Raw genomic sequence first — 12,888 nt, forward strand, 5'->3', positions numbered from 1 at the left:
ACGATCAACAGGGAGTGACAGAGATGATCAACCGATACGGAACCCTGGCCGCCTGGGTCTACCACCTTGATAAACCCATCGGCCATTCCTTTGGCGATATCGAATATTATCGTGACCGCCTCGCAGCCTGCACCGGCCCGATTCTGGAGCCGGCCACAGGCAATGGCCGGGTGCTGATACCACTGCTGGAAGCCGGCCTGTCGGTGACCGGATTTGACGGTTCAGAGGACATGCTGGCCTATTGCCGGCAGGAGTGCCGACGCCGTGACCTGGAGCCGCCGCTGACCTGCCAGCGGTTTGAGGACTTTCACTACGACCATCCGTTTGATGCCATTATCCTGCCGGCTGGCTCGTTCCAGCTGATCACGGACACCGCCGTCGCCCAGCAGGTGCTGGCCCGCTTCCTTGCGGCGTTGGCCCCGGGAGGCCGGCTGCTACTCGATCTCGACCCGATGTCATCACTGATCCATGCGGGCGCAAGCTGCCGCCACTGGCAAACCGGCGATGACCTGCTGACCCTGCAGCACACCCCGCTGGCAACCGATTACCTTCGGCAGACCACCCACGCCCAGCTCCGCTACGAGCACTGGCACAACGGCGAGCTTGCCCGCAGCCAGCTGGAGACCTTCCACCTGCGCTGGTGGGGCGTGCACGAAATGACGCTGGCTCTGGCAGCCGCCGGGTTCGCGGACATTGAGGTCTGCGGCGACTACCGGCATGGCCAGGTGCCAGGGCGTGATGCCGGCATACTCACCTTCGAGGCGACCAGACCCGGGTAGCAGCCGTGCCCCGTTAGAAACGGTACTCGAACGATGCCCCGGCCAGGCGCGGCTGAACCCGCAAGGGGTTATCCACCAGGCTGTTGAAGATCATGGTCTCGGCGTCGGTGTCAAACAGGTTGTTGACGAACACCGTCATGTGGGCCGGGCCATAGGTGTAGGCCAACTGCACATTGGCCACGGTGTAGCCCTCGATCTTCTCCGCCGGCAGGTTATCGTAGTCGGCGTAGTAGCTGTCGCTGTAGCGCACGTTGCCACTCAGCTCGAGGTTGTCGAGGGGCTCATAGACGGCTCCCAGGGTGGCGGCGTAGGCCGGTGCCCGGGGCAGTTCGTTGCCTTCGATCACGGTACCGTCGAAGTCTTCGACATCGGTCTTCAGCAAGGCCAGGCTGCCGGTCAGGGCGAAAGCCGGTGCCGGCATCCAGCGTGAGCCCAGTTCGGCGCCATAGCTGATGGCCTTGTCAGCGTTGCGGATGATGATGTCGTCGGCACCAACGTACTCCGGCAGCTGCATGTCACTGTAGTCGTTATAGAAAACGTTGGCGGTCAGTTCCAGCTCACCGTCCAGCAGGGCGTTGCGGGCGTAAACCTCGTAATTGATCACCGTTTCTTCGTCGTACTCGTAGGGCTGGAAGTTGGTGATCGACAGGCCGGCGCCGCCGGCGTTGTAGCCTTTGGCCACTTTCATGCCGAAGGTCTGCCCTGCCCGGGGTTTCCAGGCCAGGTCCAGGCGTGGCAGCAGGACGTTGTAGGTTTCATCGAAATCCAGATCCACACCAAAGACCGGATTCAACTGCACCAGCGCGGTCCGCTGGCGCCGCTCCCACTCGTATCGCAACCCGAAGGTCAGGTCCACGGTGGTTGCCAGCGGGTAGGTCAGTTCGCCAAACGCGGAGCGGGTCTGGGTCTCATCCTTCATCGGCTGGTTGCCAACGGCGTTGATGAACGCTTCATCGGCATCGGAATCGTACAGTCGAACGCCCACCAGACCACGGACGGACTCGTCGTCGGCGCCGAAATGCAGCAATGGCTCGATCTGGAACTCATCGCCGTCCGAGGTGAAGTTGGCAGAGGTGTTCTGGGTCCGGCGCTCGAACTCCAGCCTGCTGAAGGTCACGTTGTTCTCGAACCGCATCTGGCGGCCCAGGTCCCAAACCACGTCCCAGCTGGCGCTGGTGGAATCGGTGGTGTAGACCGGCCGGAACTCATTGGCCTGGCGCGAGGGCGGGTTGGACAGCTCGTACTCGGCCTGGGGTGCACGGGTATCCATATCGCTCACCGTCAGCGTGGTGCCAAAGTCCGGCAGGGCCGCAGGCTCATACTGCAGCTTGAAGCGAGCGGCGGTGGATTCCACCTCACGGGCGTCTCCAACCGGCTCGTAGGTGGCCAGATCAACGTAGCTTTCCCGCTGCTGGCGATCCACCGACAGGCGGAAGGCAAGCTCACCCTCGACAATCGGACCGGACACCAGGGCAGCGGTCTGGGCGTAGCCCTGGTTACCCACCGCCCCTTTCACCGCCCCTTCCCACTGGAAGCTGGGGCTATTGCTTTTCATCACCACCGCACCGGCCAGGGCGTTGCGACCCTGGATGTGGCTTTGCGGGCCGACGTAGGTCTCGACCTGACGCATGTCCCACAGCGAGCGGGGGCCAAACGCCATTTCGCTGTAGCTCAGCGAACGGCCATCCAGCGATACATTCAGCCGTGGTCGGACACCGGCAAAGGTGGCCAGGCCACCAATGGAGGAACCGGAGCCATCCACCCCGCGGACTGCTGGCATGTGGTTGCCGATACCCGGATCAACAATCGCCGGGTTCAGGTCCAGCACGTCGGACAGTTCGGTCGCACCGGGGGTGGACTCGATTCGTTGCTGGTCGTAAACCTCAACGCTGGAGCTGGTGTCGTAGATGGAACGCTCGACCTTCTCCCCGGTGACTACGATGGGCGGCAGGGCGTGAGCCGCTGGTGACGCATTGTCCGCCCAGGAGACCTGCACCGAACACAGACCCAGGCCAAGCACCAGAATCGGAAAACGTGGTTTCTCGGCAGCCAGGCACGGCTTTGCAGGAACAAGCTGGGGCATCGGGACATCTCCTTCTAAGCAGGTAACAACGCGGATCGCACAGAGTGCGGGAACGGTGCCGACGGAGCACGTTGGCACTCGCCCATATGAGAATGGGAATCTCTCTTAAATTTGCGTGAGACACCCACCCCCAAAGGGAAAAAAACACCCCCGATTGGAAAACCCGGGGGTCACCTCTTTACCTCCCAGTGATGCCGAGATGGTCTGCAAAGGTGGAACCGGCGTAGTCACGCCGGAAGACGCCCTGTTCCACCAGCTTCGGCACCACTTCGTCGAGGAACAGGTAGAGGGAGGCGTCCGAGCCCCCCGGCAACGCCACAAAGCCATCGGCGGCCTCGGCCCGAAAGCGCTCGAGAATGCTGGCCACGGCGTCGTCCGGTGTCCCCACCACCAGCCAATGGGCGGAGCCTGCCACCTCCGGCCGCACCAGCAGTTCACGGACCGTCGGTTGCTCCCGCTCGATTAGTCGACGCAACAGGTCGGCGTGGGTGCGACTGCGCACTGGCCGTTGCGGGTCCGGCAACAGCGCCGGGGTAAGACGCTGATCCGGAGCCAGTTCGCTGACATCCAGCCCCAGTGCCTCGCGGATAAAAGCGTATTTGCGCTGCGGGTTCTGGTCGGCATGGGTTTCGCGGTACAGCGCCTGAGCCTCCTCCCTGGTTCGGCCTAGGAACAGGCTCAGGCCGGGCAACACCTTGATGGCCCGAGCATCACGGCCATGATCCCGGGCACGGCTGCGGATGTCCGCGACCAACTCGGCACCGGCCTCCAGGTCCGGGGTCGCCGCAAAAATGGCGTCGGCCACCCGGGCGGCAAAGTCCCGCCCCCGATCCGACGCCCCGGCCTGCAGAAACGGCACCCGGCCAAAGTCCGACGCCGGCACGTTCAGCGGGCCCTTGACGCTAAAGCACGGCCCCTGGTGATTAACCGGCTGGATCTTGGCGCTATCGACGTACTGCCCTTGCACCCGATCATTCAGTCGCGCCGCCTGGGGGAAGCTCTGCCACAGCGCCTGCACCAGCTCCGTGAATTCCATCGCCCGGTCGTAGCGGGCATCGGCGTCCGGCATCACCTCCATACCGAAGTTCTCGTTGCCATCCAGCGCGGTGACAATGTTCCAGCCCGCACGCCCCTGGCTGAGCCAGTGCAGCGACTGAATCGACCGGGCCACGTGGTAGGGGTGGTTGAAGGTGGTCGACGCCGTGGTGACCAGGCCAATACGGGAGGTTTCCCGGGCCAGGGTCGCCAGCAGCAGGGTGGGATCAACCCCTGCCAGTCCTGGTGACTGGTTGAGTGTGTCCGGGTTGAGGAACAGGGAGTCCGGGCGAAACAGGAAATCCAGTTTGGCCGCCTCAGCCCGGCGGGCGTAGTCGACATAGAAATCCGTCTGGCAGATCTGTTCTACCCGGCTCTCCGGGCGGCGCCAGGCGTTGCCCGTCAGCCAGGTGGTCGCCAGGGACAACCCGATACACAGTTTTCTCTCGCTCATCCGACTCCTCCGTCTCCTTTTTTCAGTCGTCCATCTGGCCAGTGCTGGATACTGGCAGTACCCATGGACTGCCGCTCTCCGGGTCTATGCCCACCCGGGCGCGAATGCTGAACACCCGCTCGATCAGTGCTTCGGTCATTACTTCGGCCGGAGTCCCGGCGGCGACCACCTCGCCCGCTTTCATCGCCACCAGGTAATCGGCGTAGCGGGCAGCCTGGTTGAGGTCATGGAGCACCATCACCAGGGTCCGACCCTGGTCGCGGTTCAGACGTCGGCACAGCTCCAGCACGTCCAGTTGATGGGCAATGTCCAGCCAGGTGGTGGGTTCGTCCAGCAGCATCACCGGGGTGTCCTGGGCCAGCAACATGGCCAGCCACACCCGCTGGCGCTGGCCGCCGGACAACTCTTCAAGGGTGGCGTCCGCCAGCCCCGTGACTCCGGTTGCGGCCATGGCCTGGTCGACCGCAGCCTCATCGGCGGCGGTCCACTGACGCAGGAGCGTCTGGTGGGGAAAGCGGCCGCGGGCCACCAGATCGGCCACGCAGATTCCCGGCGGCGCGGTGGATGACTGCGGTAACAGCCCAAGCCGACGGGCCACCGCCCGCGACGGGTAGCGGTGAATGTCGCGACCATCCAGCAGCACGTGGCCTTGATCCGGCACCAGCAGCCGGGACAGAGTTCGCAACAGCGATGACTTGCCACAGGCGTTAGGGCCGACAATGACAGTGATCTTGCCGGAGGGAATAGTCAGGCTGAGGTCCCGGAACACCTGCCGCGACTCATAGGACAGCGCCAGGGACTCACCCCGCAGCACGGCGGAATCGATCGTGGTCGTCATACACTTATCCTCAACTAGATCGATCGGGTGCGGCTGAGCAGCCACAACAGGTAGAGGCCGCCGACCACACCGGTCATGCGGCCAATGGGCAGCGCGGCCTCCACCGGCAGCATCTGGGTCAGGACATCGGCGAACACCAGCAGGCAGGCTCCCATCGCGGCGGCGGCCATCACCGGCAGACTACCGGCAGGCAGCAGGCGCCTAACCAATTGCGGTGCCGCCAGGGCAATAAAGGCAATCGGCCCGGCGGCCCCGGTGGCCAGGGCCGCCAACAGAACGGCAAAGATCACCATCAGCAGGCGGATGCGCTCCACTCGGATGCCCAGTTGGGCGGCCAGATCGTCCCCCATCTCCATCAGGTGGAGTTGCCGGGCAAACAGCAGGGTCACCGGAATCAGGACCAGGCACCCCGCCAGCACGGGCAACAGGTGCCCCCAGTTGCGGGCGCTCAGCGAGCCGGCCAGCCACAGGTTGGCGGTCACCGCGTTGTCCAGACTGCCTTTCACTAACAGCAGGCCGTTGACCGCGCTGAGAATCGAGCCAATGCCAATACCCACCAGCACCAGCCGATAGCTGCCCACCACACGCCCCTGCACCGCCAGAAAGTACACCAGCACCGACGTCAGCAATCCGCCGGCCACCGCGGCCAGCATGACGCCGGCGGCCTGCTGGCCAAAAAACACGATCTGGGCGATGGCGCCGGTCGCCGCACCGGTGGTAAAGCCGATGATGTCCGGCGACCCCAGGGCGTTACGCGACACCGACTGGAACACCGCTCCGGACACCCCCAGCGCAGCCCCCACAAACACCGCCGTCAATCCTCTCGGCAACCGGATGCCCACCACCACGCGCTCCGTCAGGTCGCCATCTCCGGCACCAGACAGAATCTGAAGCAGTTGCCAGGGGCCAACGTCCACTCGCCCGATCGACAGCGACACCAGCACCAGGCCGGCCGAGATGAGTAACAGAACAAGGGTGACCAGCAACGAACGCGGACAGACCAGAATGGCACCGCCCAGCGGCCTCCACACCCGATTGGCAGAGCGGTGACGAATCATAATTGCGCCAGCCTCCGGCGACGGGCCAGGGCCACAAAGAAGGGGCCACCAATCAACGCCACCATGATCCCCACCCCCACTTCGCCCGGGTGCGCCACCAGGCGCCCCAGCACATCCGCCGCCAGGGTCAGGATAGCGGCCAACAGGGTGGTGTACGGCAGCAGCCAGCGGTGATCCGGCCCCACGGTCATCCGGGCCAGATGCGGTGCCGCCAGCCCGACAAAACTGATGGGCCCCGCGGCGGCCGTCGCCGCACCCGCCAACAGCACGATGGCGGCGGCCGCCAGCAACCACACCAGCCCGGGCCTGAGCCCCAGCGACTGACCGAAGTCGCCGCCCAGCGCCAGCACATCCAGCGCCCGGGATAGGTAGAACGCCAGCGCCAGACCAAGGCATACCAGCACCAGAACCGGGATGATCAACTGGCTGCCCCGGCCCTGCAGCGACCCCACCGCCCAATGGCGGAACTGGTCGAACACCAGTTCGTTGCTGTTGATGATGATGATCTGCGCCATGGCCATCAGCATCACCGTGACCGCCGCACCGGCCAGCAGTACCCGCACCGGATTGATGCCCTGCTTGAGGCCGCCAAGCAGGTATACCGCCACGCTGGCCACCGCCGCGCCAACAAACCCCAGGCCAAGATGACCGAGTACGTCGGTCACCCCCCAGTAGGCGACACCGGCAACAATCGCCACGGCCGCCCCGGCATTGATTCCCAGCAGCCCCGGATCGGCCAGCGGATTGCGGGTGATCGCCTGTAGCACCACCCCGGCTACCCCAAGGGCACAGCCCACCAGCACCGCGACCAGGGTTCTGGGCAGCCGCAACTGGCGAACCAGCAGGTGGTCGCTGATACCGGGATCAAACGCACTCAGGGCGTCCAGGGTGACCGACACCGGCACCCAGCGCGCGCCGATACCGACGCTCAGGGCCATCAGTCCCAGCAGCAACAACACACCCGCCACCAGGCCACGCCGACGCTGTTGCTGTTGGCGTCGGCGCAGGTTCGACAGAATCACCGGCCAAACCGCGCCAGCATGCCGTCGATGATTTCCAGGCTGCTGTAGCAGTCGATACGGAAGGAGTTGGCCCCCAGGCCGTAGACCTGTCCGGTCTGTACCGAGGGCAGATTGGCCAGCACCGGATCATTGAGGAAGTCGCTGACCTGGTCATCGGTCTTCCGGGTCAGAAAGGTAGTCGGCGCCTTCAGCAGTGTGAGGTGTTCGTACTGGGCCCGCACAAAATCCTTGCGCTCGCCCCAGCCCGGACTGTGCCAGGCCGGGTCCGGCTCTTCGAGGGTGAACCCGAGGGCTTTCAGCAGCTTGCCGTGAACCCCGGCGTTGGTGGCAATCGGGTTGCTGATGCCGGGGCCGTGATAACTGACAATGTTCACCTTTCCCGGTGGCGGTTCCAGGCGGTCGCGGGCCTCAGCCAGATAGCGATTGAAGTTGTCGATCCGCTGCCGGGCGCGATTCTCCAGGCCGGTCGCCTCCCCCAGGCGGGCTGCCAGGGACTGCCAGCTCTGGGTGCTGTAATCCACCACGATGGTCGGGGCAATGGCCTGAAGCTCCGCCAGGGCATGCCGGGCCGAATCGCCGCCGGTGGAAGACATCACGATCAGGTCCGGCGCCAGGGTCATCGCAGCCTCCAGATCCACCTCACCCGCCGGCCACAGCTTGGTGACGCCGCGCTCGTGGGCAATGGGCTGCCACTGTCTGAAGAAGCTGCCATCCGCAGCAGCGGCGCTGGCGGCCAACGGAGCATCAATCGCCAGCAGCACACCGGTCACCGTCACCGAAGTAGACAGAATGCGCTCGGGTTTGGCGGGAATGGGGGTTACCGAACCATCGGCGTTTACAAACTCACGCCACACCGGCTCGCTGGCAACGTCAGGGCTGCCGCCGGATTGACCACAGGCGGCGAGTGCCAGTGCAAGACACACTGCTAGAAGCCTGTTCGAACGGAAGAATGACTGCATGCCGTGGCCCGTGAAGAGTGACTGGAAAACCGGGGCCAGACTGTGTCGCAACTGCTGGAATCCGGCCACCCGAAGCGGGAAAAACACCACCGCAAACGGGAAAACCGGACGAGAGCCTGCCAATCCCTGGCAGTTACAAAATCAATGACCAGCAGTGATCGCCGCTTCCGAAGGCCGATGGCCGAAGTACGAGCGGAACGCCGCCGAGAAGTGACTGGGGTTGGAGAAACCCACTTCCAGCGCGGCCTGCTGAACGGTATAGCCCTGCTTGGCCAGTAACTGCCTGGCCTGCTCCATGCGCAATCCACGCACGTACTGGCCGATGGTGGAGCCCACGACGTCCTTGAAGCCCACCTTGAGGTAGCACTCATTCATACCCACTCGCGCGGCCAGCTGGGCAATGGTGGGAGGCCTACGCCATTCGGCGTGAAGAATGTCTAACGCCTCGGAAATCAGCCGTTTCTGCCTGGCCTGGCGACGTTCCGTCACACTCAGGTTGAGCCCACCGTCCCCCATGCTCAGCAGGGATGCCAGCAGACTGAGCGCCATGGATTCGTACTCCAGGCGCATACAGAGACTGGTGGTGGGGCAGCGCAGCATCTTCAGCGCCAGCCGCTGAATGGTGGGCGTCATGGGCGTATAGGGGGCGCAGATGCCGCCCCGGTCCGCCAAGGCATCCCGCAATGCCCGCCGCAACGGCTCCGGAGCCTCATCCTGCCAGGCTTCCACCATCTGTGGCGACAGATCCAGGCCAATGCCAGTCATCCGTTTGCCCGGCACGTGGCGGGTGGTCACCGAGGCCAGTCGTCCACTGCTCACCCACACCGAGCCGGACTGCACCCGATCGCACACGCTGAGCTGAGGGATACGAACGTCAAAGGCGCCGTCGAGAATCAGGCTGAAGCCTAGGGTACGGGACACCTGCTGGTATCGACTGGTCATCGGCCGCGACAGCGCGCAATCCTTGCGGCTGATCACCAGCCCGCTCGGCAGCCGCATGGATTCCAGGTACCCCTCGCCCAACGGCGGGTTCAGGCAGAGCCGGGTGTGACCATTGCGTGGGTGATCAGCGAGGGAGGTTGCCTCCAGGGTGGTTTCGGCAGAGGCCCTGGATAACTGGTCGCCAAACTGCTGGAGACGACGGACCACCACACTGTCGTTCTGCAGCGACGACGTCTTGATATCGGACAATGCACTCATGCCACACCTGAACAATAATGAGTATCATTTGATTTTCCTCATTGTTCATGGCCCTGGCAAGGGTCGTGTCGGGAAGCTAGACCTTAATTCAGGTAGCTTGAGAGAATCTGATCGTATTCTCCTGATCTCTTGAGCGACTCCAGCGCCTCGTTGAACTTCTGCACCGTGTCTTTCTGAACAGCGTTCTTGCTGAACATCAAATGAATATGGTCGCTGTTCACCGCCATGGGGTGGGCCTGAATCCAGCCGGTTGGCCCATGCTCCCGAATCAACCGGGCCGCGACGAACTGATCGGCGAGAAAGCCGTCAATACGGCCAGCCTCCAGCTTAAGAATGTTCTGCAGATCGGTGTTCACTTCCTCCATCAAGCCACGGAATTGTGGATTCTTCATGACCTCCAGAAAGGCGTCGCCGTAGAAGAAATTCCGCGCCGTACCCAGCCGGAAGCCGCTGCCGACCATATCCTCGAAGCGGGTAAAATCGTAGCGCGCCAGGTCCTCCCGACGCATGAACAGTTGCATGGTCTCATCCCGATAAGGCTCCGAGAACCAGGCGTAATCCTCCCGTTCCGGTATGCGGGATGCCCCGGTGACCACCTGAAGGCTCTGCCCTGACCGCAGGGCCTCCAGCAGACGCCCCCACGGCATCCGCTCAAAACTCACCGCACAGCCCGCCTCCGCAGCCATCGCCCGGACCAGTACCACATCCAGGCCAGTAAGCGCCCCCTCCTCATCCAGGTAGCTGTAAGGCTTCCAGGGCTCCCAGCCCACCTTGAGCTCACAGTCCGCAACCGTGATCGTTGACATCAACATCAGGGCCGCCGCTGCCAGACATTGCAACAGGCGCATAGTGGGAATGAATGTCACTCGATACACCTCATATCTTTTGTGGCTGTGTGTTTTGTGATCCGGAGCTGGTCTCCCCGGCATCGGAGGGCGCATCCGGCTCCCGGGGGAACCAGAGCGTAAATCGGGTGCCCTCCCCGACCTGGCTTTCCATCTCGATGGTTCCGCCGTGCTTGTTGACCACAATGTCGTACACGATATTCATGCCAAGGCCTGTGCCCTCGCCCACGGGCTTGGTGGTGTAGAACGGGTCGAAGACTTTCTGCTTGGTGACCTCGTCCATACCGCTGCCGTTGTCCTCAATGGAGAAACCTGACTGGGTTGGTGTCTCCAGTAACGTCACCGTGATCTGGCCATGCACGCCCTTGGCCTTGATGGCGTGGGCGGAGTTCACCAGCAGATTGGAGGCCACCTGGCACAGCTCACCGTAGTTGCCCTGAATCGCGGCCACCGGGGACTCGTCAAACGACAGCTCGCAATCGTACTTCAGCTCATTCCACACCAGCTTGATGGTGTTTTTGAGCACCTGGTGCAGCCCCAGCTCGCCGTGTTCTCCGCTCGCCTCAATGTGGGAGAAGTCCTTCAGATTCTGAACAATGTCCCGCACCCGCTCACTGCCCTCCAGGCAGTCGCTGATCAGCTCGGGAAAGTCTTCGCGGATAAACTCGAAATCCGCATCCTTCTTGACCGCCTCAAAACGTTCGATCAACGCGGCCCGCTGTGGCTCAGGCAGCCTGCCGAGATCCTCTGCGACCGACACAATGATCTCCTCGTAACTGGCCAGATACTCACTCAGCCGGTTGAGGTTACTGGCGATGAAACCGATGGGATTGTTGATCTCGTGGGCGATACCCGCTGCCAGCTGGCCGATGGAGGCCAGCTTCTCCTGCTGCACCAGGGTGGATTGGGCGGTGCGCAGCGACGTCAGGGATTTCTGCAGCGCCTCGGTGGATTCCTCAAGCTCCCGGGTACGCTGCCTGACCCGCTCTTCCAGCTCATCGTTCAGGTGGGACAATGCCTCGGTCTTGGCGGAGAGCATGGCCGCCAGCCCGGAGTAGTTGGTCAATAACGTGCCAAAAGTGCGGGCAAAGTAGCCAAACTCGTCTTTCTGGCCTGGCTGAATGTCCGCCGCCTTGAACAGGTTCTTCCGGTCCGGCAGGGCGTTGGCGTCTGCACTGCCGCTTTTCTCAATACGCTTCTGGAAGCCCCGCAGGCGGTCACTGGCTTCGCTCACCACCGCATGCAGCCGCTGGAACGGTCGGCCAAAGAAACGGGCCAAAACCAGCCAGGTCACCAACAGGCTGGACAACAGCATCGCTAGGAAAATGATCACCAGTTCCAGCGTACGGCTGACGATGTCCTGCATCAGCTGATCGCCCTGGAAGTACAGGTAGACGTGGGCGATCTCTGCGCCGTTTCTCATCACCGGCGTGTGGCGGGTGAGAAAATCGTAGTAATCCGAGTCCGGCGGTACCAGCTCATCCAGTTCTATCCGCTGGGACACCGGCCCCAGGTGCTCCAGGTACCCAACAATACTGGGCGGGGCATCGTTTACGCTCGCCCTGTCCTGCACCACCAGGCAACCAGCCAGCGCCGGCTCCTGACAGAAGGCATCCGTGACGCGCTCAAGCACTGCGTTGTTGAAATTCCAAACCGGTTCCGAGGAGATGGAGGCGGCGGTATCAATCAGGTAATCCGCCCGCTGATCCAGCCTCGACCGCTCTTCCTTGTAGAAAAAATGAATCGCGATGGCAGCAAACAGCGAAAACAACAGCAACTGCGCCACCACACTGATCAGAACTACCCGTTTGGTCACACTCATGCCGTATTCCCTTCGGGCGCTGCATTCCAGAGCAGGCTCATCCTTGGGGTTGATGTCACTCTAACTGTAGCAGGTCAGCAGGGATGTGCCGGGAGTAGCAGCTGAACGTAGCCCGGCAAATCACCCGCGCTGCCCGGCATCATCATTGACAGTACCGGTATCGAGTCGACAACCACCCAATAGTTGCTATCCGGGCTTTGGAAGCTGCTGTAACCACTTGAGCATCGGGCTTTTTTATCGGGAAATGAAACAGATAGGCCTATGTGGCGACAACGCAGACGATTACGCCTGCTCCGACAAGAAGCCGCGAAGCGGCAGAGAAGCGAAATACTTTTTCATCTGTCGTGAAGTCCAGAACATCCTTCCCTATAAATAAGCCCGCACGCTCAATGATTAAATAAACTCTATTTTTCAGCCTTTAAGCACGCCACTGCAACCACCCATCCACACAGGTAATAGCCCGAACTTCATCTTCAGTTCCATCGTCGCAAGTCACAGTCCATAGACCATCTCTACTCAGTTTCAGGTCTTCCATAGACAGGCCAAGTTCCGAACGCTTTTTCTCCCATAAAGCCTCCTCTTCGCTCTCAGGCAGTTCTTGCTCTTCAAGTTCGATATCGAAATTTTTAAAAGCAGCAAGATTCTCCAGTTTGATGCCCAACTCAGCATTCTCAAACTTGACTGCGGCATATGCCCACGGAAATTCGTAGCTGAACTTAGTCAATCTAGCGACAACTTTTCCTTTATGTAAAAGCTTTTCTGGTGTTCTCATAGTTTCACCTAGCAAGACTGC

The 12,888-nt window shown here is 62.2% G+C and carries 11 protein-coding genes; 1 reads left to right on the forward strand and 10 read right to left on the reverse strand.

The window, feature by feature from the left end:
- The first annotated feature begins 23 nt into the window (after nt 1–23).
- Entirely contained in the window at nt 24–779 is a 756-nt protein-coding gene (locus J2887_RS11725) for a class I SAM-dependent methyltransferase (RefSeq protein WP_227171314.1), read from the forward strand.
- Nucleotides 780–792: 13 nt separating this feature from the next.
- On the opposite strand, the gene J2887_RS11730 is transcribed toward J2887_RS11725, so the two are convergent.
- The 10 genes from J2887_RS11730 to J2887_RS11775 all read right to left on the reverse strand — a co-directional run bounded on the left by J2887_RS11730 (nt 793) and on the right by J2887_RS11775 (nt 12,867).
- Nucleotides 793–2,862, reverse strand: a complete 2,070-nt coding sequence (locus tag J2887_RS11730) for a TonB-dependent receptor (protein ID WP_227171315.1) — start codon at nt 2,860–2,862, stop codon at nt 793–795.
- Nucleotides 2,863–3,040: 178 nt separating this feature from the next.
- Nucleotides 3,041–4,351 (reverse strand): NtaA/DmoA family FMN-dependent monooxygenase, encoded by a 1,311-nt coding sequence (locus J2887_RS11735; protein WP_227171316.1) that lies wholly within the window; start codon nt 4,349–4,351, stop codon nt 3,041–3,043.
- Between the two features lie 22 nt (nt 4,352–4,373).
- A complete protein-coding gene (locus J2887_RS11740; RefSeq protein ID WP_227171317.1) occupies nt 4,374–5,189 on the reverse strand; it encodes an ABC transporter ATP-binding protein in 816 nt (271 codons plus the stop codon).
- A 14-nt stretch (nt 5,190–5,203) separates the two neighbouring features.
- The gene (locus tag J2887_RS11745; RefSeq protein WP_227171318.1) at nt 5,204–6,247 is read right to left on the reverse strand and encodes a FecCD family ABC transporter permease; all 1,044 of its coding nucleotides are present in this window, start codon (nt 6,245–6,247) and stop codon (nt 5,204–5,206) included.
- Nucleotides 6,244–7,269: a FecCD family ABC transporter permease gene (locus J2887_RS11750; protein ID WP_227171319.1), complete on the reverse strand. Its 1,026-nt coding sequence runs from the start codon at nt 7,267–7,269 to the stop codon at nt 6,244–6,246. Before J2887_RS11750 ends, J2887_RS11745 begins: the two co-directional genes overlap by 4 nt.
- Entirely contained in the window at nt 7,266–8,192 is a 927-nt protein-coding gene (gene fepB / locus J2887_RS11755; protein WP_267461601.1) for a Fe2+-enterobactin ABC transporter substrate-binding protein, read from the reverse strand. The genes J2887_RS11750 and fepB overlap by 4 nt, the downstream gene beginning before the upstream one ends.
- A 177-nt stretch (nt 8,193–8,369) precedes the next feature.
- Nucleotides 8,370–9,428, reverse strand: coding sequence for a helix-turn-helix transcriptional regulator (locus J2887_RS11760; protein WP_227171321.1), 1,059 nt, complete (start codon nt 9,426–9,428; stop codon nt 8,370–8,372).
- A gap of 83 nt (nt 9,429–9,511) precedes the next feature.
- Nucleotides 9,512–10,294, reverse strand: coding sequence for a substrate-binding periplasmic protein (locus J2887_RS11765; RefSeq protein WP_227171322.1), 783 nt, complete (start codon nt 10,292–10,294; stop codon nt 9,512–9,514).
- Nucleotides 10,295–10,304: 10 nt separating this feature from the next.
- The gene (locus J2887_RS11770; RefSeq protein ID WP_227171323.1) at nt 10,305–12,095 is read right to left on the reverse strand and encodes a sensor histidine kinase; all 1,791 of its coding nucleotides are present in this window, start codon (nt 12,093–12,095) and stop codon (nt 10,305–10,307) included.
- Between the two features lie 418 nt (nt 12,096–12,513).
- Nucleotides 12,514–12,867, reverse strand: a complete 354-nt coding sequence (locus J2887_RS11775; protein ID WP_227171324.1) for a hypothetical protein — start codon at nt 12,865–12,867, stop codon at nt 12,514–12,516.
- Nucleotides 12,868–12,888 lie beyond the last annotated feature (21 nt).

The organism is Marinobacter sp. CA1, from assembly GCF_020546665.1.
Classification (GTDB): Bacteria; Pseudomonadota; Gammaproteobacteria; order Pseudomonadales; family Oleiphilaceae; genus Marinobacter; species Marinobacter xestospongiae.

Bases quoted from the DNA above. Each gene is read 5' to 3' on its own strand.
- J2887_RS11725 (WP_227171314.1), top strand. From the start codon at position 24: ATGATCAACCGATACGGAACCCTGGCCGCCTGGGTCTACCACCTTGAT.
- J2887_RS11730 (WP_227171315.1), bottom strand. From the start codon at position 2,862: ATGCCCCAGCTTGTTCCTGCAAAGCCGTGCCTGGCTGCCGAGAAACCA.
- J2887_RS11735 (WP_227171316.1), bottom strand. From the start codon at position 4,351: ATGAGCGAGAGAAAACTGTGTATCGGGTTGTCCCTGGCGACCACCTGG.
- J2887_RS11740 (WP_227171317.1), bottom strand. From the start codon at position 5,189: ATGACGACCACGATCGATTCCGCCGTGCTGCGGGGTGAGTCCCTGGCG.
- J2887_RS11745 (WP_227171318.1), bottom strand. From the start codon at position 6,247: ATGATTCGTCACCGCTCTGCCAATCGGGTGTGGAGGCCGCTGGGCGGT.
- J2887_RS11760 (WP_227171321.1), bottom strand. From the start codon at position 9,428: ATGAGTGCATTGTCCGATATCAAGACGTCGTCGCTGCAGAACGACAGT.
- J2887_RS11770 (WP_227171323.1), bottom strand. From the start codon at position 12,095: ATGAGTGTGACCAAACGGGTAGTTCTGATCAGTGTGGTGGCGCAGTTG.
- J2887_RS11775 (WP_227171324.1), bottom strand. From the start codon at position 12,867: ATGAGAACACCAGAAAAGCTTTTACATAAAGGAAAAGTTGTCGCTAGA.